Genomic DNA, 18891 nt, shown 5'->3' with positions numbered 1-18891 from the left:
CACCCATTATGTCCGCAGCGTCACCATCTGCCCGTGCGGTCGTCGGGCACATCACGGCAGTGCATATGGTTGTGCGATGGAAACCGAGTTCGTCCGCTGGACCGAGGACGGCACCGAGCAGTCGGCGGTGTGGCGGTCCACCAGCGGAGCGACGCCCCCGAAAAAGGTCCGGGTGGCCGACGACTCGATGACCGCCGACGAGGCATACCGCCTGGCGTGCGAGGGAACGGCGCTGTTGTGGCGCGGCGACTTCCACAACGCCCGCCAACTCGGCACCGCCGTCGCCGCCCGGGCCACGCGCAAGCCCCGCAAGACGTCGACGGACCCCGCCACCGCGTTCCACCTGCACCGGCAGACGCAATCCCGGCGAGCGAGCATCCTCGGGATGCTGCTGGTGCCGTTCGACGCGGACCAGACGATCCCGCTTCGACGCGCCCCCGACGTGCGGCAGGCCGTCCACGAGGCGTACGGGCCGATCGATCAGCCCACCGTCACCACCTTGCGGGATCTGCTGGGCGCGATCGGCGCCTACGAATGGCAGAAGAAGGGCGTCGAGATCCCCGCCCTCGGCGCGCGCATCCACCCCGGATACGGCGTGTTCTCACCGATTCGCGGCGAGTACGTCGACCTCGTCGCCGACACCCCGCTGCCCTCGCTCACCAAGGCGTTCGACATCGGCACCGGCACCGGCGTGCTGGCCGCCGTCCTCGCCCACCGCGGCGTCGAGAAGGTCGTCGCGACAGAGATCGACGCGAAAGCCCTCGCCTGCGCGCGGGCGAACCTCGACCGGCTCGGCTACAGCGACCGGGTCGAGGTCGTGCAGACGGACCTCTTCCCGGAGGGCCGGGCACCGCTGGTCGTGTGCAATCCGCCGTGGATTCCCGCCCGGCCGACATCGCCGATCGAGTACGCGATCTACGACCCGGACAGTGCGATGCTCCGGGGCTTCCTTCGCGGACTGCCCGAGCACCTCGAACCCTCGGGAGAAGGCTGGCTCATCCTGTCCGACATCGCCGAACATCTCGGCTTGCGGACCCGCGAGGAACTACTCGCTCTGATCGGCGATGCCGGTCTCGTCGTGCTCGAACGCCGAGATGTGGCGCCGCGGCACGGCAAGATCGAGGACCGGTCGGATGCGCTCTACGCCGCGCGCAAGCGGGAAGTGACGTCGCTGTGGCGGCTCGCCGTGCGGGACCGTCCCTAACGCGTTCGGCGACCGGGGTCCGCGCCCTGCGACAGTTCCTTGGCCAGGGGCGACGGGAACCTCGGCATCACGCGCACACCCCCGAGCCAGTCGTCGAGGCGGGCGGCTTCCTGTTCCAGAAACGCCGAACCCTCTACGCCGATGTCCTCGAGCAGGTGGAGGGTGACGGCACCGTCGTCGTCCTGCCACCAGGTTCCGACGATCCGCCCGTCCCACCACGCGGTGGGTCCGGCGTTCCCGTTGGAGTCGAACAGCGCCTGCCGGTACGAACCGAGATACCAGTCGCGCTCGAACCAGCCCATCGTCGTCGGGTCCAGCGCCGGCAGCAACGCGCCCCACGGTTCGACGGGTGGGGCCTCGTCCACATCGTCGGGCATCAGGTAACCGGTTCGTCCGCCGAGATCCACTTCCACCGCGTGTAATTCGGCGAGCGCCGCGCGCACCGCCTTCAACGTCGAGCCGAGCCACCACTTGATGTCGGCTTCGGTGCCGGGACCGAAACGCCGCAGCCACAACTTCACCAGGCCGCGCACGCCGTCGTCCTCGGTGCACGGCTGTATCTCCGCGCCGAGCCACGACTCCGTGGTGGCCCAACTCGGCCGCGAAATTCGCCACGCTCCATTGTTGGAGGCGCGCACCACTTTTCCCGATGCCGACAACACCGTCAGCACGCGGGGAGCAAAGGCGACCTTCCCGGCCCACGACTTCCCGGTGCCGTAGTCGATCGCACTGTCGATATGGGGAATCTCCTTCCGCAGTTCGGTGGAGGTCGCTTCCCTGCCACCGGACAGCGCGTCGAGGACGTGCGCGCACGCCTCGGTCAGCCACTGCTCGCCGTCGACGTGCAGACCGGCGGCCTCGACATCCTTGGCCACGCTGCGTCGCTGCACCGCTGCGACCCGGTTGCTCGCGCCGGCTTGAGCAAGTGGCAGAACATGCCGTGGGAAGACGAAGACCGTCCGCCGCATCGCGAGATGCTTGACCAGCGAACGGTCGACGTAGAGCGCGCGGTCGAGGTCGGAGACCTGGAAATCGTCGACGCGCGCCCAGGCCGACAGATAGACGGTCGCCGGGTCGGTGCCGTGCAGGCAGACCATGCCGGTCGCGGCCTCGACGGCATCCTTCGCGTGAAATTCCGGAGCGAGGCAGTGTCGTGCGGCCAGGCGAGCCCTGCGTTCGGTTGCGTCGATCTGTCGCAGCGTCATGGCGCCACCATAGTGGTTACCTGCGACGAACTTGGGTGCGATAGTGCCCGCTAGGCGGGCACTATCGCACCCAAATTGCGTCACATCAGAACCAGCTGGGCGGCGATCAGGACGTCGAGCACTCCGCACCATTCGGCGAAGGTCTTCGAGACCACCCGGTCCCGCCAGATATGCACGAAGTCCCACATCCCATGCAGGAACCAGCCGGCCGCGATCACGTACACCCCGATGGTCGGATCGACGGCGAGACCGGCGAGCGCCACACCGCAGAAAAACACGATTCCGACCGCTTGAAGGCGCATGTTCGGCGTCGAATCGATTTCCCCTGTGGACATCACCCACACCAGCAGGACGAGGGAGGCACCGACGAGAAGGGTGGACGGCGCCATAATCCCGGTCACCTCGGTGACCGCGACCGTCCCCGCCACCAGCACCACGACCGGCCACGTGATCTTCCGGTTGCCGATCTTGGCCATGATCAGATAGATCAGCGCGAGCATCGGCAGCGCCTCGCCCAGGAACTGGGCCGAACCGCCCTTCTCTCCGAGCGCTGCCGCCACCACGTCGGGTCCGACCAGGGCGAGGGCGAGCAGGGCGGGCCAACGGCGCAGAGTCCACCGCACAGGTCCCGGCAGTCTGTCGAACCAGCGCGCAATCCGTCCTGCCTCGGGAGCATTGTCCGACGAAGCTGCCGTGGGCAGCTGTTGTGTGGGTTCCGTCCTGTCGAGCATCGCGAACTCCGATCGTCGAGGCGCCTTCCCCCTGGGCCTCACATAAGTCGAACAGTGCTGTCTACTTTAGGACCCTGCTACCGTAACTCGTACAGCCGTGTATGGGAAGAGGAATGATGACAGCACCGACACCTCGCGCGACGAAACGAGCCGACGCCGTCCGCAACGTGGAGCGCATCCTCGACGCCGCCATCGCCTGCCTCACCGAACGGCCCACCGCGTCGATGGCCGATATCGCCAAAAGAGCAGGTCTCGGCCGCGTCACCCTGTACGGCCACTTCGCGTCACGCGCGGAATTACTCGAAGCTGTGGTCGTGCGTGTCCTCGAACAGGGCGAACGTGCCCTCGGTGCCGTCGATCTATCCGGCAACCCGCGCGATGCGCTGAGCCGCCTGATCGAAAGCAGTTGGCTCCTGACCAGTCAGGCCGCTTCGATCATCGCCGCCGCCGAAGACGAGTTACCGCCCGGGAGAATGCAGGAACTGCACACCGACCCGGCTGCGCGCGTCGAGGCGCTCATCGAACGCGGACGAAGCGAAGGCGTGTTCCGAACTGATATGCCGACGTCGTGGCTCGTCACCGTGATCCACCAGATCCTGCACGGCGCCGCCACCGAGATCTCGATAGCACGCCTCGACCCCCACGACGCATCCGAACGCATCACCACGACGATCCTCGCCGTCCTCGATGCTCCGTCGGCGCAGGAGACGAATAACTCAGCGGGTCAACGAGGGTCGGGTCCCTCGACGAGCGGAAGTGACTCGTCGGCGGTCCAGGCGTTGAGCGAACCGTCGTAGACCGCGGCGTCGGTGCGACCCGCCACGGCAAGCGCGTGGGCGACGCCCGACGCGGCGATGCCGCCACCGCAGTACGTCACCGGTCGCACGTCCGGGTCCAGCGCACCCGCCTTCTCGAAGATCTCCCTCAGTTCGGCTGCGGGCTTGAGGCGGCCGGTGGACGGGTCCACGAGGTCGCCGAAGGGGATGTTGATGCTGCCCGGGATGTGCCCACGACGCGGATACGACGGGCTTTCACCTCGGTAGGTCGCCGGGTCGAGAGCGTTGATGATGAGGGTGTGGGGGTCGTCGAGAGCGCCCAGAACGTCCTGCGTCGACGTCAGCAAGTCCGGACGACGATGCGCCGTAAAGGTCGCGGCGTGCGGAATCACCTGCTCTTCCGAAACGGGATACCCCGCGGCACGCCACGCGGGGAGGCCGCCGTCGAGGACTGCCGCGTCGTCGAATCCTTCGAGCCGCAACTGCCACCACAATCGGGCGGCCCAGATTCCGCTCGACTGGTCGTAGATCACCACCCGTCGTCCGTCCCCGATACCCACCGCACCCGCCGCGATCGCGAACCGGTCCGACGACACAGCGGTAAACGGTTGCGGCGCTTGATGGTCGGAAAAGTCGGTGAACAGGTCGGCGTAAACCGCCCCCGGGATGTGCGCCTCGGCGTACGTGTCGAGACCGGGCTCGATGTGCACCGACCCGTCCGGCGGCATGCTCAGGTGTGTCGTGGCGTCGACGATGACGAGGTCTTCGTCGTCGAGGTGCTCGTGCAACCACTCGGGAGTGACGGACTGGGGTGTCGGGTCGCTCATGGAGCACTCCTTCTGCCGTCCCACGGCAGTGCTGGCCTCGACCCCGGCGCGCGAGGTCCGAACCACCAAATCGTACGCGGCGAGGCTCCTACACAGTCGCGTACGCGGCAGCGAGATCGATGCGTAGCCACCCGCCGTCGGAGCCGGCGCGATCGAGTGGGTATCCCGCAGGTAGCGCGGTGTCCCGGAGCACGCCGAGGCGCTCCTCGTCCGTGAGATGGGGCGCGACGCTCCGCAACAGCACCGCGGCGTCCGCGGGAATGTCGTTCACTATCGCCGGATCGACCGGCTCGAACCCGTAGGTCAACCGGTTCCGGTATTCGCCGCGCGCCGCATCGAGTGAGCGATACCGGAGGTCGGACTCGATGTAGTCGGCCAGGGGTGCACCCACAGACCGTTCGAGTTCCGACCGGAGTTCGGCCTTCGCTTCGTCGACGAGACGGACGAACGCCGGGTCGTTCAGCCGGTCGGCCGCTGCGGCCTGGCCCATGATGCGCGCGCCCATCACGTCGAGCGGGTAGTGCACACCCAACACGATGCGGCTGTTCCCCACCTCCGAGGCGCGGGCGAGAATCTGCGGAGCAAGCTCAGGAAGCATGTCCGCCAGCAGGATTCCCTTCCAATACGCCTGCGCCGTATGACCCGAAGGGTACGAACTGGTACCGAACACTTCTGCATAGGGGTCGGCAGCGCCGCCGGTTCCGTCGCCGAAGTAGTAGTGGATCCGCTCGGGTGCCGCCTCGAACGGCCGCGGGTTGTTCCAGTGCTGCTTTTCCAGGAGCGTCGAATTGGCGATGCCGCCGGCCCGAGCGAGGTCTCCTCCGAGCAAAGTCTCGGTCTTCGGTAGACGTCCCTCGTCGAGCGCGACGCGGAACGCTTCGCCCAGGCCGTGGCCGAACCCATCCGACAACGACAGCAGCCGGTCGTAGTGACTGTCGAACAACGCGCGCTGCTGCTCTACGGGCGACGCCGCATTGTTGATCGCCACGGCGGTACCGAGGTTCTGCTGCACAACGTCGGGACGACTCTCGCGAAGTTCGGTGAACCCGTCCAGCACGGAGATGTAGTTGACGCGCGCGGGGAGATCGGACGGGTAGGGACCGACCAGGTCCGGGAGAGCGAAGGGCCCGGCATAGGCGACGGGTGCCGTCGCCGTCATCATCACCGCAGCGATCAGTGCCCCTGCATACCGGCTGAACTTCATCGAGTGGCCTTCCCCCGGACGACGGTCCACGAAGTTAAGCCGCCCAGGTGCCCGTTACGCAAGAGGCAGCGACAGCGGCGCGTTCCTCGTGGGTTCGCTGCCCGCGGATTCTTCAGCGAGTCGCATCGCTACTCCGATGGCACCAGCCAAGGAACCCAGGAGTACGAGCAGGGTGAGTGCGCCGTTACCGGGGTCGCGTGCCGACCCTCCCGAGGCTTCGGTGTCGAGGGCGAGGTACGTCACCGTGTCCTTCAATGCGCTGGTGAAGGTTACTGCGGTGCCCAGCCAGAGCAACACGAGACGAGCCGGCGTAAGCCGCTTTCCCCTGAGCAGACCCGTCGCAGCCGCGGCACCTGCGGCAGCCGCCGACGCTCCTACGACGAGGAATACTCGTTGCGCGGTCGTCAGGTCCGAAAACACCGCACTCCCCCACACCGCCCACACCAGCTGCTGTCCGGTGAATATCACAGCGGCAGCGACGAATACGGCACCGAGGTGGTTCTGTAGTCGGCCGGTTCGTCCTCCGCCGTTGTCGGCGCCACCGTCGACCACCACGTGCCACCTGTCCCGCGCGTAGAGAACGAATCCGGCGAGCAGGAGAACAGCCTGCGTCGCGAAGCCTCCGTACACGACAGCGAACACCCACCCCTCCATGGCGTCGTTGCCGCTGTACGCGTTTCCGCCGCCCGTGACGACCTGAATGGCGCCGCCCAGAACCGACCCCACCGCGACGGGGACGAGCAGTCCGGTCGCGACCCACATCGGGAAAGCAAGGAGGACGGCGGGGATTCACTTTCCCCACGGCGCAACCAACCCGACCGCGATCAGGATCGCGGTCAGTTCCATACCCGCCGTCGCGATGTTGGCGACCCGCATGGTGTCGGCGAACTCGGCGTCGTCGACACCGATCGTCCAGCCGAAGATCCAGGCAATCTTCAGGAGCAGGTAGGGCAGGCACGACACGACGGTGGCGACGCATATCCAGCGCCGGAGCGGCAACACCCGGTCCGCGCCCCGGGATTGCGCAGTCAGATTCATGGCAACATTCCGATCACCGTCTCGAGATGGCAAGCATTCGGATGCAGCACCCGAATCCCTTCGCCCAGTCAACCGCCTGAACGCCACCTCGAACATCGGGGAAGACCCGGAAATCGGCCCCTAGAAAATCCCCCGGACTCGACGGTCTGGATGCAGGGCAGCGCCGGTATGACTCGCCGAACTCGCCGGCTGAGCCGGACAGCGTCGGTGGTCAGTGAGCCCCGGCCGGGTCCACGGCGTTCGCGAGTGCGTACGCATTCGGAGAACTCAGTAGAAGCTCGTCGAACTCGGTGCCGGCCCGGCGCACCCCGATGCGCAGCACCGGATATCCGCGCTTCATCGCGACCAGGCGCCGTGTGCCGCGCGGATGCCGGAAGGTGCCCACTTTGAGATATCCGGAGATCACCAATCCCGATCTGATGCCGAGTATTTCGGACGTCCAGCCCGGCAGAACCTCGACGCTCGAGATCTCCGACAACGGCACCTCCATCGTGCTCCGGTGGACCATGATCGCCTCCCACCAGGAGAACGAGAGATGAAGGGCGTTGTCTCGAATGGTCGATGTCGCCATAACGTCAGGTCTCCCGTCGACGGTAAGCTCGATGTAGTACTGAGAACATTATCAGACTGATAATAATGCGGGAAGGGTGCCGATGGGAAAGACCTCACCGATTGCCGAGGTGGTGCTGCATCCCGTTCGCCTGCGGATCGTGCAGCAACTCGGCGGGCGCCGGCTGACCACCGCACAACTCCGGGCCGAGCTCCCCGACGTCACCCAGGCCACGCTCTATCGGCACATCGCGGCCCTGATCGACGCCGAGATCGTTACCGTCGTCGACGAACGCCGCGTACGCGGCACCATCGAACGCACCCTCGCGCTCGGCGAGCGTATGGCCCATGTCGGACACGACGAGCTCGCCGCCATGGACGAAGCCGAACTACGGAATGCCTTTCTCGCCTTCCTCGGATCACTCGGCAAGAGTTTCGACTCGTTCGTCGAGAACGACGATCGACAGCTCCGGCACTATCTGGGTTTCGGAACCACTCCGCTCTACGTCACCACCGACGATCTTGCGGAAATCCAGGCGCGACTCGGCGAGATCCTTGCCCCCTACCGAACGGATGCAGGCGGCGACCGAATGCGCGTCGATCTGACCACCGCGGTGATTCCCACTCCCCCGCCCGTCGCTCCCGACGAGAAGTAGCCGACCCCCCCGAAGGCAGGGGTGCGCATCCCCGTATCCGGTCATCCACGACGAGCGGGACGCTCTACGAGAGTCCATGTCACCCATTCCGGCGAACAACGCGCCGAGGCGAATTCGACAGCGGTAACCTTGGTCTATTCGACATCTTCGGATGCCGTTGAACACCATCTGAACACTCTCGCGGGTGATCCGCTCGGAGGCCGACGTGCGTGGATTCGGTATCGATCTCGGAACAGCCAACACTGTCGTCGGCACTCCCGAAGACGGCATAGTCCTGAACGAACCGTCGCTGTTGATGGTTCGGACGAGGGAACCCCACAAAGCGCTCACGATCGGCCATGACGCGAGTGACCTCGTCGACCGCATTCCCTCCGGAATCACGGCGATTCACCCGATACGTGACGGTGTCATCGTGGATCTCGGGACGGCTCGGACGTTCGTCAGTGCCGTTCTCGAGCGGGCCGCCCCCCGCCGCCGGTTCGGTACACGGCCGACGGGTGTCGTCGCGGTTCCCGCCGGCGCGACCCCGCTCGAGCGTCGCGCGATGTTCGAAGTCGCACACGAGGCGGGTCTTCGGAAGGTCGGTCTGGTGCCGGAACCGGTGGCCGGCGCGCTCGGTTGCGGTCTCAACCCGCTCGAGCCGTCGACCCATCTCGTCGTCGATATCGGCGGCGGCACTTCGGAAGTCACTGCACTCTGTTACGGCGGTGTCCTGTCGCACCGCAGTTGCCGAATTGCGGGAAACGACTTGAACAGGGCGATACTCCGCTACCTGCGCGCGGAACACGAACTCGTCGTCGGCGAATTCACCGCGGAGCGGGCCAAGGTGGGAGCGCCCGAGGTCGCCGAGGAACAGCCGCTCGTGGTGGAGGGCCGCGACGCCGCGACCGGCCGGGTCCGGCTGGTTACTCTCGAAACCGAGGAGATCATGGATGCGGTGCGGCCCACGATGACGAGCATCGTGCAGACGCTTTCCGCGTGCCTCGACGACCTTCCGGCGCGGGCCATCGGTGACGTGATGGCCGAAGGCATGCTGGCGATCGGTGGTGGATCGATGCTTCGCGGTCTGCCGCAACTGCTCGAAGAAGCCTTCGGCCTTCCCGTGAAGGCCGCGGAGCGTCCTCTCACCTGCGTTGCGGAAGGCGCGACCGCCTGCATGGACCACCCCGAGGTGGTCGCCGCCTACAGCGCCTGATGTTCAGCGGGTCTGGTTGGTCAGCGGGTCTGGTTGGTCAGCGGGTCTGGGCGAGATAGCGCTCGAGCAGAGTCTTGACCACCGGACCTGATGTCGCCGAACCGAATCCACCACCCCGCACGAGTGCCGTCACCACGACCTCCGGTGCATCGAAGGGTGCCACCGCGGAAAACCAGGCATTGAGGCCCTTTCCGGGGGCCGAGGGATCCTCGGCGGTACCGGTCTTCGCCCCGGCCGGCACCGGCAGGCTCGCGAGCTGACCGGCGGTACCGGCGGCGGCCGATGCACGCATCCCCGCTCGCACAGGTCCGAGTTCGTCCGCGAACGACAGTCGATGCGGGGCCTCTGTCGGAACGGGCACGCCCTCCGCCGGCCCGTAGGACGCCGCGAGTTGGGGCGTCACCATCGCGCCGGAGGCGATGCCCGACGTCCAGCGAGCCACCTGCAGCGGGGTCGAGCTGACGGTGCCCTGACCGATTCCCATCAGCAGGGTCGACCCCGGATACCAGGCCCCACCGATGCTGCTGACGTTCTCCGGTGTGCCGAGGAAACCCGCGGACTCGTTGGGCAGATCGATGCCCGTCGGCGAGCCGGCGCCCAGTTCACCCGCGGTCGTCGCGATGCGCTCGGGGCCGAGGAGGTCGGCGAGCTGGTAGAAGTAGACGTTGTCCGACCACTGGATGGCCCCCAGCAGGCTGTTGCCTCCCATGGGCTGCCAGTTCGCAAAAGTGTGCCCTCCGTAGGAATAGGAGGCGCCGCCCGCGAGCACAGTGTCCGGCGACAGCACGTGCGACGCCGCATTCGCCGCGGCGGTAACGATCTTGAACGTCGAGCCTGGAGGCACGGCGGTCTGCGCAGCGTGGTTGAGCATCCGCCCCGGCCCCGTGCCCTCGGTTTGCGCCGCGAGCGCGACCGGGTCGACCGGTGGTTCGAAGACGTTGTTGTCGTAGCCGGGAACACTTGCCAGTGCCAGCACCCCACCGGTGCGGGCATCCATCACGACTGCGGCACCGAGGTCGCCTCCGCTGGTGCGCATCGCCTGTGCGAGCGCATCGGTCGCGGCCTGTTGCAAGCCGAGGTCGAGGTGCAACCGCAGGTCGTGACCCCGTACCGGGTCCACCCTCTCCCCTGTGCCGACCGGACGCCCGGACGGATCGACGTACATGCACTGCCGGCCGTCGACGCCGCGGAGCAACGCGTCGTACTGCATCTCGAGTCCCGCCTTGCCCACCCGCGCTCCGAGCGGGAGGTTCGGCCAGTACTGCATGCCCTGCTCGTCCGCGGTCCCGACGTACCCGAGGACGGACGCCAGCGACTCCCCCTGGGGATACTGCCTGCGTCCGGTCGGATACACGAGCACCCAGGGCAACTGGGCATCCACGATTCGCCGGGCCTGCTCGGCCCCGACGCGTCCGAGCACGAGCTGCATCTCCTCTTCCGCGCTCGTCAGGTCGTCCGCGAGTGCGTCAGGCGTGACGGCGAGGAGTGCGGCGAGTTCGTCGCGTACCCCAGGGTCACCGTCGGCGAACATCCGCGGAACCACCGCAACGGAGTATTCGGCGACATTGACCGCGACCGGAACACCGTTTCGGTCGAGAATGTCACCTCGTTCGGCGGGCAGTCGGAGACAGCGCAGCATCTGCGTGTCGCTGGTGGCCCGCAGATCGCCGCCGTGAGCGGTCTGGAGTTGCCAGGCGAACATCGACATCGCGACGAGCGACGCGGTCACCGCCACCGCGCTCGTCGACACTCCGCGAGGGAGCCGTCGCTTCCGGGATTCGGTGGCCCACAGCGAACGCGTCACGCCGTCGCGCCGCACCGCGAGCACCAGGCCGAGGGAGACGAACCCGACGATCGAGGCGGTGCCCCCGTAACTGAACAAGGGGATGGGCATGCCCGTATGCGGCAGCAGCGACAGGCTCTGGGCGACCGAAACCACCGTGTGAATTCCGAACAGTCCGGCGACACCCGCCGCGACGAGTGCCGCTTCCTTCGTCCGTGCGTGTCGGGCAGCGAGGACGGCGCGCCACACGATGATCACGACGGCCAGCACGACAGCCAGCCCGGCGACCAGACCCCATCCGTACACCAAGCTCGCGAAGGCCAGGTCGTGCTCGGATTCAGGCAGGTAGGTGGCCCGGAGGCCGTAGTCCGGTTCCCGGCCGAGGCCCCACCATCCCGCGCTGCCGATCGCGATGTCCGCCTGCCAGGCAGCCCAGCCCGAACCCTGCGGATCCGCGTCGCGCGAGAGAAAGACGTTGATCCGATCGAGTTGGTACGGGCGGAGGAACAGCAACGCCAGCGGTAACGAGGCGACGCCGAGCGCGAACAGCGGGAGCAGTGACCGCATCGGCACCCGGGCAAGGATCAACATGAGCACCACGGTGAAGACGAGGACCACGGCCGTCGACAGGTCGGGTTGCAGTGCGACCAGCGCGATCGGCACACACGCAACCGCCAGGACCGCCAGGAACCTGCGGACCGTGTAGTCACGAGCCAGTATCGATGCGGGCACCAGAACCAGGGCGAGCTTGGCGATCTCGGAGGGTTGCAGGGTGAACACGCCGAGATTCAGCCAGCGCTGCGCGCCCATCGTCGCGATACCGATCAGCGGCACCGCCACCAGCAGGACAACCGAGACGATGTACAGGATCCAGCCGAAACGGCTCAGGGTAGCGATCCGCATTCGCGAGGTCGCCCACATGGCGCCGAGGCCCACGCCGGCGAGAACCGCGTGACGCACTGCCGGTGCCGTCATTCCCGTCGTCCACATGTTGAGCACGCCGAGAGCGACCAGGACGACTGCCGCAGCGACGAGCCAGGGATCGGATCGGCGCCTATCCGCCTGCACCAGAGCCTCCCGGCGGGCAGGTGACGTTCTCGGTGGGCACGTACAGCGGCTCCGACGCGGCGGCAGCGGGAGCCGTGCTGACCGCGGCGACCGCCAGGGCAGAACCCGGTGGCAGATCGACGCGACCGACGCCGTAGGCCTCCTGCGTGCCGGGCGGTACCGGCACCGTGACCGCACCACCGGGACCGACAGCACCCGTACATCTGTCGTAGACGGTCAGATTCCAGGTCACCGCACCGACATTCGCTGCGGGATCGACGCCGACGTCCACCCGCAGGTTGCACGATCGCCCCGGCTCACAGGCACCGTTGGCAAAGCTCGCGACCATCCGGGTGATCGGTCCGGCTTCACCCGGAAGATCGACGGGGACGGGGCCCGGCTCGGTGGACCCCGGCTCGGCCGGAGGGGATGCGGCGTCGGGCGCCGGGGGCGGCGGCGAAACCGGACTGATCTGATCGTCCATCGACGACTCCCCCGGGTCGAGGAGGGTGTTCCATCCCTGCCGCAGCTCCGACCATGCTTTCGGAGCCACCCACACCATCCCGGCGAGTACGAGGAGGGCGAGCAGAGCGAGCAGACCTCGGCGCCACGACGGTCGCCTTCTCCTGCGATGCCAGATCTTCCCTGTGGGTGGCTGCCAGCCGGTCGAGGCAAGAGAGGACCCGGCGGCCGGGGGCGGCTGATCCGGCGCGTCCGGCCGTTCGTGCGCTCGACCCTCCGGACGGGCACGTCCCAGCACCGCAGAGACGAGCGCGGCGAGCTGACGCCGCGTCGCCTCCACCTCGTCCGGACCGAATTCTGTTGCGACAGTGCTACGCACGAGCTGCGCGAGGACGACCGGGTCCGACGCCTCGGCGATCGATTCGTCCAGCCGGTCCGCAAATGCGGCGCTGCGACAGTTCGCCGCGACCTCTCGAAGTAGGACCGCGAGCGCATCACGGACCTCGTCCCGGGATCCCGCGTTCCCGCCGCGCTCGATCGTGAGGTGCCCGCTGTCGGACACCGTCACGGCATTTGCTCGAAAACTCGCCCGAGAACGCCCCGGCTCGTGTTCCGACCCGACCTGATCGACCACATCGGTGACGAGCACGGCCGCCTGCGCAGGGGTCAGCTTCGCGATCGCGAGCAGCCTCTCCACGGAGACGCCGGCGCCACCTGGATCGTCCTCGGTTCGCGTCGGCAGTCCGGGCCGAGCCTGGTCGGGCTCACCATCCGTCGCGTGGATCCCCACGAGTGCCTCGATCATCGCACATCCTGAAACTGCTAGTCCCCCAGCATCTTTCAAGCGCCGAGAAGCGGGGTGGACGATGGATCCTGCAAGCACCTTTCCCACTTGCCTGCTATTGGTTACCGCTCCATTCTGTGCCATTCGCCCCTCGGTTGCGGCGGCTTTCGACCGAAACTCTGCGGTCCGTCCGGGGCATCCTCGAACGGATCCCCTCGTCCGTTACCTTCCCTGCATGAAGATGCTCCTGACCGTCTCGATCACCTCGGTGTTGTGCACGGTTGCGGTCCTGATCTACGTGGTGCCTCAGCTGGTCGCGTCGGGAGTGGTCGAAGTCGGCGGCCGTGGTCTCGAACTGCTGGTGGTGCTGCCGACATTGGTCGGATTGCCCTGTTCTCTCGCCGGAGCCATCGTCGGGACCGCCTGCGTTCTCCGGCGACGCACTCGAGGGAGGGCGACAGTCCTCATGGCGCTCGGACAGGTGACCACAGTGGCTCTGGCCGCGGCCATCCTGGTGTGGGCTTTCGGGTTCGCCTCGACCGGGTGGGAACTCATCGCGCTGCCGGCAGCCTTGATGGTGGGCCAGGTGATGGTGGCGGCGGGGCTGTTGGTGGTACGCACGGGTCGGAGTCCGTCGCCGGCGTGACCGCGATCCTACTCGAGAGTGCTGTCTGCGAGCGCCATGCGCACTCGGTCGAGCTCGTCATGCGTTAGAGCCATAGCGAAACGCTTCTTCTTTCCCCAGCTCGACGGATGATCCAGGTAGACGAATACGCGGCGGCTGCCATCCAGATCGAGCTCCGCGTACCTGCTGTTCCCGTCGAGGCCCAGGTCGAACAGACGCGAGACCTCACGGGCGGCGTGCACACCGATCACCGCAACGACTCGCGCTTCCGTCGCAGCCGCCAACACGTTGGGAAGGTGCTTCGTCGCACACGTATGACGTGCCTCCTCCACACCGATCTCATTCGTGCTCTTGCAGTGCACGACCTCCGTGAGCGCATAGTCGACCCCGGGAGTAGCCCCGGGAATCAGCTCAAACGCCCGTTGCCTTACCGCTGCCCAAAAACGGACCGCGCCGGACCATCCGCCCTCCGGCAACGGACTGTAGATGCCGTCACGGATCTGCCCGTGCCCTCCGTCGAACCGGTCGGTGAAGTATCGAACGGATCCGGCGATATCGTCTCCCAACTCGGATACGCCTCTCGCGGGTCGATCGAGGGATTGCTACTGATGAAAACCAGACGAGCTCTATCGAGATGCCCTGTCCACGGTTCGGGCACCTGGTGCTCGGACAGAGGCACATCCTGCACGGAAACGACCTTCGAACACGTCAAGTCCTCACCGGCCTTGCATCGAGCCAGGATCTCGCAATGAATGATCGATTCCAGCACGCGGTTGTCGGCGTTCAAGGCCCCTATGCCCGTATTGATTCGACCGCCGACAGAACAGTCGACCAGCGGACAGTACTCCATATCTGACACCTTTTCGGATCGTGCGAGAGTGCATCTGCCGCTGTGAGTCCCGAGAATTCACGCACCCTGGCGGGGTCGAAGCGAAGACTGTCGGCACTACGCGCTCTAATTGGGCACATGAGTGATACGCCCGATTCGGACATCGAAACCACCGCCGCATTGATCCGGAAGGCTGCCCCCGAACCTCTCCAGGAACACTGGGCAGACGTCGACGGTGTTCTCTATCCTCCGAAACAGGCGTACCACTTGATCACAGGGCAGCCGCGCTCCGCCTTCAATACCCACCATGCGTTGGCTCAGCTCCGCACGCTCGGCTTCGCCACGAGCACCTACACGCCGCGGGCCGTCTCGAGCACAGATCCTTCGACCGACGAACCCGTGAGCACTGCCGACGAGATCGACCATGTCGAGCCCGCTCCCGCAACGACACCGGGCACCTGGCGTGTATCCGACGGATCTGCTGTGTCCTTCCGCGATGCGATCGCTGAGTGGGGAAGGGTCGCGCACGACGTCCTGCTGGAGACCGCTACCCGCTACAACGACTTCGTCACCTACAAGGAGCTGGCGGAAAAGGTCCAGGAACTCTCGGGAATTCGGACTAGGTCGCAGATGCGCAATTGGATCGGCAAGGTACTGGCAGTCGTCGTCGGAGAATGTGCCCGCCGGGGCGAACCGCCGCTCACCGCTCTGTGCGTCACCCAGAACCAGACGGTCGGCGACGGGTACCGGTTCGTCCTCGAGACAGCAGGTGAGCCCGTTCCGGACGACCTCGATCATCACGCTGCCGAAGCCCGCCTCAGGTGCTACCGCGCTTTCAGCACCGATCTGCCTTCGGACGGAGGCACTCCTACGCTCCCGCCCCAGGTCACCGCGTCACGCGAAGTGGCAGCGCGTAAGGCTGCGGCAGCTCGTCCCGAGAAGATCGAGCTGTGCCCGGAACATCACACTGCCCTTCCCCGTAGCGGGCGTTGCGACTATTGCGCGTGATGGAATCGCGAATGAGCGATCTTCAGCAGGCTATCGGTGGCCCCCTCGACGCGGTGGACCTCGCAGCCCGGGTGGTTCAACTGGTGGAAACCGGACGTCGAGAGTCGACGTACAAGCTCGCGACCTTGATGGCGCTGATCGACATCTGCGTCGAGCACTCGCCGGCCCCCGACGGAGCCCTCACGGTACCTATCGACGAGATCTCTCATCGGTTCGTCGCGTACTACTGGACGCAGGTTCGGGTGTTCCACCAACACGGTCGGCTCGCACAGTCACGCCAAGGACGATCGATTCCGGACAAGATCGCCGACGCGAAAGAGGTACTGCTGCGCGACGGTTTTCGCACAGCGGAGGCAGCACGCGAAGTCGATCACCCTGCTTACCACTCACTGGTTCGGGCGCTCCGGACAATTATTGCCCAACAACCGCTTACCCACCTTCAAACGGTGCCACGCAGTCGTCTTCGCGACGACTTCCTGTTCGATGCCAGCGAGTTCCACAAGAAGATGACGGTTGTCGAGATCGATCGAATCGGCGTCATCACTCTACGGCCAGGCGTGCCCGAGGGACTGCGGCGGACATCGACTTTGCTCCGAACCTTCTTGCGGTCGCGCTGGGCCCAAGATGTGATCGGTTTCAACCGGGCGGAACTCGATGCGGAAGATTTAGACGGATTCCTGTTCGGCTCAGACCGCACTGCTCTGCGCGCACTCGCGGAGCCGCTCCGAGAACTGCAGAACAATCGGTGTTTCTACTGCGACGGCCGCATAATGGCCGAGATCCACGTCGACCACGTCCTGCCGTGGTCGCTTCTCCCGATCGATGGCGTCGCCAATCTGGTCGCCACCGATCCGCGATGCAATCTCGGAAAATCCGCCAGTATGCCCGTACTCGAACACATGTCGCGCGCGCTGAGTCGGGAGTCTTTGCCCGCCATCGCTTCGGTATCGCGGATACCGGTGTTGTACAAGCGCACCGAGTCGGCTGCGCGCGGAGCATACGCTGCGCTGCCCACCGGATCAGTACTGTGGCGGGGAGTCGGGAGCTACGAAAAACACGACCCGTCCCACACACACGAGTGGTGACTATCGGGACCTATGATCCGCGAGCAGCGGCGTCATTCGGGCTCGCATTCCATCACATGGCCGGGACCTCTGGCATTCGACCACAGAGCCCTTTATCGACGCTGCTCCGCACTTCGTTACATTTATCCGATACGACCAGGTCGCGTGAAACTCCCGTTGTGCGGAGTCTTACTATTCGCCCGTGACGATTCGTGGTGTCGATGAATGGGCAGACCGCTGGAAGTTCCGCGCTCCTGTGAGCTTTGCGGATGTGCGACGGTCCGCGCTGCCGGCCGACGGACCGAAACGGAGCGGTTGGTACCTGCTCGGCTTCAGCGACGACACGTACTACCTCGGAGAATCAGTCGACCTCCGCTCGCGAATGGGAGGGCATGCGGCGAAGTGGGGTAACGAGATTGCGAGTGTTCGCCTCCTGCCGAAAGCCGCATCGAAGCAGCAGCTTCGCGTCCTTGAGCGCACGCTTATTCGTGAACTGAGGACACAGAAGATTCCGTTGCGCAATGTCGTACATTCCGATGTTACGACCGGTCGCGACGCACTCGACGAGCTGTTCGGCGACGAAATGCAGAAGGAGTGGATCCGCGACCCGCGCGGAGTCAATGCTCGCGACACCACTCCCCTCAAGAATCTTTCCGAGCAGGAGGTGCGGTATTCCACGGCTGCTCGCCGCTTCAGCGACCTCCCCGAAGCGCCTGCGCTGACCGCGCTGCTGCGCACTTTCCTCGAAGCGTGTGTGCCGTCGCCGCGGGCCACGGAATTCCAGTACTGGTCGGTGAGCACCGGAACGTTTGGGGGCAGCAAGTTTCCTCGCCGGTTCTGCATCAGCGTCGGAATGATGGAAGTGCTCGTCGTCCACGGCGTCAAGGACTCCCCCGGCGCCGTCCAGGGGATCTTGAACGTGCGCGAAAGCACGCTGTTGTCGCGAGTGGGGTCGCTGCATTCCCTACGACGCAGGCATCCCGGGCTTCGCATCGAAGTGCGCGAGTACGTTGATGCCGGCGGCGACCTGCTCTGCCTCAAGCCGAGAGATCTGAACGCAATCGAAGGACTGCTAGCCGATCCCGACGTCACGGCCGCAGCTGCACAGCTCGTTCTCGACCTCATGCGTAAGCACTTCTGTGTCTACACGCGGTATCACTGCCCGCAGCTGGTGCAGTTGGCCTATCCCGAATATCGAAGGTCGGCAGACGATTTGCAAGAGGATGCCACTACGCAGTGGGATTCTTCCGTCCCGTACGTCGAGTCCGTGAGCATCGGCATAGAGCCCGAGACGAACATCGACGTCGAGGAACTCGGCGACGTGGACCTGTACTGGATCGTCGGGTGCGGGCCACGCGCATCAGGGAGAAACCAGGTCGATGACTTCATCGCGAAAGGCGAATGGCGTACGGATCCCGACCCGCGGTACGAAGCGAAAGTCGCAGACATGCTCCCCGGTGAACCCATCGCCGTTCGCACACGCCGGAATACAACCGCCGACCACCTTCCGTTCGATCGCCGAGGTCACCGCGTGTCCGTGATGGATTTTTACCTCCGCGGAACGATCACCGAGAATCCGGGTGACGGTTGCTCGGTGCGGGTGTCCTGGGAGCCCCTACTCCCGATTCCTCGCGAGTACTACCTCTACACAAGTCAAGACACCGTCTGGGCTCTCGCGCGAGGCGTCCACAGTTTGGCAAACGACCTGATCGGCTTCGTTTTCGACGACAGCAAGCAAGACGTCGACTACGTCCGCAACCTGCCGTTCTGGGCAGAACGTTTCGGCGACCGCTAAAAGACTCGCCGCTGCGGATCAGGTGTCGAGTCATGCCCCCGACCCGTACGTCCATCCGCCTCGTCCCAATGTCGGAATTACAGGGTATGTTCTCGGTCCGTCGGGCCGA

General features: G+C 65.8%; 18 protein-coding genes. 8 read left to right on the top strand and 10 right to left on the bottom strand.

Features of this window, described 5'->3' with window-relative positions:
* The first annotated feature begins 76 nt into the window (after positions 1-76).
* On the top strand, positions 77-1204 hold the full coding sequence (locus tag HF886_RS14905) for a class I SAM-dependent methyltransferase (RefSeq protein ID WP_169652729.1): 1128 nt from the start codon (positions 77-79) through the stop codon (positions 1202-1204).
* Here the strand turns inward: HF886_RS14905 and HF886_RS14900 are convergent.
* Together HF886_RS14900 and HF886_RS14895 are read right to left on the bottom strand one after the other, a co-directional pair.
* Positions 1201-2409, bottom strand: a complete 1209-nt coding sequence (locus tag HF886_RS14900) for a winged helix DNA-binding domain-containing protein (protein ID WP_206038820.1) — start codon at positions 2407-2409, stop codon at positions 1201-1203. The genes HF886_RS14905 and HF886_RS14900 overlap by 4 nt on opposite strands.
* Before the next feature lie 80 nt (positions 2410-2489).
* Positions 2490-3140 carry a hypothetical protein gene (locus HF886_RS14895; RefSeq protein ID WP_206038819.1) on the bottom strand — a complete coding sequence of 217 codons (651 nt, stop codon included), beginning with the start codon at positions 3138-3140 and terminating at the stop codon, positions 2490-2492.
* A 116-nt stretch (positions 3141-3256) separates the two neighbouring features.
* Between HF886_RS14895 and HF886_RS14890 the strand changes: the two genes are divergently transcribed.
* Positions 3257-3937 carry a TetR/AcrR family transcriptional regulator gene (locus HF886_RS14890; RefSeq protein WP_169652728.1) on the top strand — a complete coding sequence of 227 codons (681 nt, stop codon included), beginning with the start codon at positions 3257-3259 and terminating at the stop codon, positions 3935-3937.
* Here the strand turns inward: HF886_RS14890 and HF886_RS14885 are convergent.
* The 5 genes from HF886_RS14885 to HF886_RS14865 form a co-directional block, all read right to left on the bottom strand.
* Complete coding sequence (locus HF886_RS14885) at positions 3865-4743, bottom strand: sulfurtransferase (protein ID WP_169652727.1); 879 nt, start codon at positions 4741-4743, stop codon at positions 3865-3867. The genes HF886_RS14890 and HF886_RS14885 overlap by 73 nt on opposite strands.
* A gap of 88 nt (positions 4744-4831) precedes the next feature.
* The gene (locus HF886_RS14880) at positions 4832-5947 is read right to left on the bottom strand and encodes a phosphatase PAP2 family protein (RefSeq protein ID WP_169652726.1); all 1116 of its coding nucleotides are present in this window, start codon (positions 5945-5947) and stop codon (positions 4832-4834) included.
* A 54-nt stretch (positions 5948-6001) separates the two neighbouring features.
* Complete coding sequence (locus HF886_RS14875) at positions 6002-6709, bottom strand: hypothetical protein (RefSeq protein ID WP_169652725.1); 708 nt, start codon at positions 6707-6709, stop codon at positions 6002-6004.
* A gap of 27 nt (positions 6710-6736) precedes the next feature.
* Positions 6737-6985 (bottom strand): hypothetical protein, encoded by a 249-nt coding sequence (locus HF886_RS14870; protein ID WP_169652724.1) that lies wholly within the window; start codon positions 6983-6985, stop codon positions 6737-6739.
* Between the two features lie 211 nt (positions 6986-7196).
* Positions 7197-7556 (bottom strand): hypothetical protein, encoded by a 360-nt coding sequence (locus HF886_RS14865; RefSeq protein WP_169652723.1) that lies wholly within the window; start codon positions 7554-7556, stop codon positions 7197-7199.
* 82 nt (positions 7557-7638) lie between these two features.
* Between HF886_RS14865 and HF886_RS14860 the strand changes: the two genes are divergently transcribed.
* Both HF886_RS14860 and HF886_RS14855 read left to right on the top strand, forming a co-directional pair.
* Entirely contained in the window at positions 7639-8190 is a 552-nt protein-coding gene (locus HF886_RS14860) for a helix-turn-helix domain-containing protein (protein ID WP_169622393.1), read from the top strand.
* A 205-nt stretch (positions 8191-8395) separates the two neighbouring features.
* The gene (locus tag HF886_RS14855) at positions 8396-9385 is read left to right on the top strand and encodes a rod shape-determining protein (RefSeq protein ID WP_169652791.1); all 990 of its coding nucleotides are present in this window, start codon (positions 8396-8398) and stop codon (positions 9383-9385) included.
* Positions 9386-9422: 37 nt separating this feature from the next.
* Here the strand turns inward: HF886_RS14855 and HF886_RS14850 are convergent, their stop codons facing one another.
* Both HF886_RS14850 and HF886_RS14845 read right to left on the bottom strand, forming a co-directional pair.
* Positions 9423-12236 (bottom strand): FtsW/RodA/SpoVE family cell cycle protein, encoded by a 2814-nt coding sequence (locus tag HF886_RS14850; RefSeq protein ID WP_169652722.1) that lies wholly within the window; start codon positions 12234-12236, stop codon positions 9423-9425.
* Positions 12223-13482: a hypothetical protein gene (locus HF886_RS14845; protein ID WP_206038818.1), complete on the bottom strand. Its 1260-nt coding sequence runs from the start codon at positions 13480-13482 to the stop codon at positions 12223-12225. Before HF886_RS14845 ends, HF886_RS14850 begins: the two co-directional genes overlap by 14 nt.
* Positions 13483-13696: 214 nt before the next feature.
* On the opposite strand from HF886_RS14845, the gene HF886_RS14840 reads away from it, so the two are divergent.
* Positions 13697-14107: a hypothetical protein gene (locus tag HF886_RS14840; protein WP_169652721.1), complete on the top strand. Its 411-nt coding sequence runs from the start codon at positions 13697-13699 to the stop codon at positions 14105-14107.
* An 8-nt stretch (positions 14108-14115) separates the two neighbouring features.
* Here the strand turns inward: HF886_RS14840 and HF886_RS14835 are convergent, their stop codons facing one another.
* Positions 14116-14652 carry a hypothetical protein gene (locus tag HF886_RS14835; RefSeq protein ID WP_169652720.1) on the bottom strand — a complete coding sequence of 179 codons (537 nt, stop codon included), beginning with the start codon at positions 14650-14652 and terminating at the stop codon, positions 14116-14118.
* Between the two features lie 401 nt (positions 14653-15053).
* Here HF886_RS14835 and HF886_RS21135 point away from each other — a divergent pair, with 401 nt between their 5' ends.
* The 3 genes from HF886_RS21135 (at position 15054) to HF886_RS14820 (ending at position 18782) form a co-directional block, all read left to right on the top strand.
* Complete coding sequence (locus tag HF886_RS21135; RefSeq protein WP_240955156.1) at positions 15054-15923, top strand: hypothetical protein; 870 nt, start codon at positions 15054-15056, stop codon at positions 15921-15923.
* Positions 15924-15934: 11 nt separating this feature from the next.
* Positions 15935-17008: an HNH endonuclease domain-containing protein gene (locus HF886_RS14825; protein ID WP_169652719.1), complete on the top strand. Its 1074-nt coding sequence runs from the start codon at positions 15935-15937 to the stop codon at positions 17006-17008.
* Positions 17009-17189: 181 nt separating this feature from the next.
* Complete coding sequence (locus HF886_RS14820; protein WP_169652718.1) at positions 17190-18782, top strand: hypothetical protein; 1593 nt, start codon at positions 17190-17192, stop codon at positions 18780-18782.
* Positions 18783-18891 lie beyond the last annotated feature (109 nt).

The organism is Rhodococcus sp. 105337 (genome assembly GCF_012844225.1).
In the GTDB taxonomy this organism is placed as follows: Bacteria; Actinomycetota; Actinomycetes; order Mycobacteriales; family Mycobacteriaceae; genus Rhodococcus.
This window is presented reverse-complemented; position numbering and strand designations above follow the sequence as displayed.

Bases quoted from the DNA above. Each gene is read 5' to 3' on its own strand.
- HF886_RS14880 (WP_169652726.1), bottom strand. From the start codon at position 5,947: ATGAAGTTCAGCCGGTATGCAGGGGCACTGATCGCTGCGGTGATGATG.
- HF886_RS14860 (WP_169622393.1), top strand. From the start codon at position 7,639: ATGGGAAAGACCTCACCGATTGCCGAGGTGGTGCTGCATCCCGTTCGC.
- HF886_RS21135 (WP_240955156.1), top strand. From the start codon at position 15,054: ATGAGTGATACGCCCGATTCGGACATCGAAACCACCGCCGCATTGATC.
- HF886_RS14875 (WP_169652725.1), bottom strand. From the start codon at position 6,709: ATGTGGGTCGCGACCGGACTGCTCGTCCCCGTCGCGGTGGGGTCGGTT.
- HF886_RS14865 (WP_169652723.1), bottom strand. From the start codon at position 7,556: ATGGCGACATCGACCATTCGAGACAACGCCCTTCATCTCTCGTTCTCC.
- HF886_RS14825 (WP_169652719.1), top strand. From the start codon at position 15,935: ATGAGCGATCTTCAGCAGGCTATCGGTGGCCCCCTCGACGCGGTGGAC.
- HF886_RS14900 (WP_206038820.1), bottom strand. From the start codon at position 2,409: ATGACGCTGCGACAGATCGACGCAACCGAACGCAGGGCTCGCCTGGCC.
- HF886_RS14905 (WP_169652729.1), top strand. From the start codon at position 77: ATGGAAACCGAGTTCGTCCGCTGGACCGAGGACGGCACCGAGCAGTCG.
- HF886_RS14870 (WP_169652724.1), bottom strand. From the start codon at position 6,985: ATGAATCTGACTGCGCAATCCCGGGGCGCGGACCGGGTGTTGCCGCTC.
- HF886_RS14895 (WP_206038819.1), bottom strand. From the start codon at position 3,140: ATGCTCGACAGGACGGAACCCACACAACAGCTGCCCACGGCAGCTTCG.
- HF886_RS14885 (WP_169652727.1), bottom strand. From the start codon at position 4,743: ATGAGCGACCCGACACCCCAGTCCGTCACTCCCGAGTGGTTGCACGAG.
- HF886_RS14840 (WP_169652721.1), top strand. From the start codon at position 13,697: ATGAAGATGCTCCTGACCGTCTCGATCACCTCGGTGTTGTGCACGGTT.
- HF886_RS14890 (WP_169652728.1), top strand. From the start codon at position 3,257: ATGACAGCACCGACACCTCGCGCGACGAAACGAGCCGACGCCGTCCGC.
- HF886_RS14845 (WP_206038818.1), bottom strand. From the start codon at position 13,482: ATGATCGAGGCACTCGTGGGGATCCACGCGACGGATGGTGAGCCCGAC.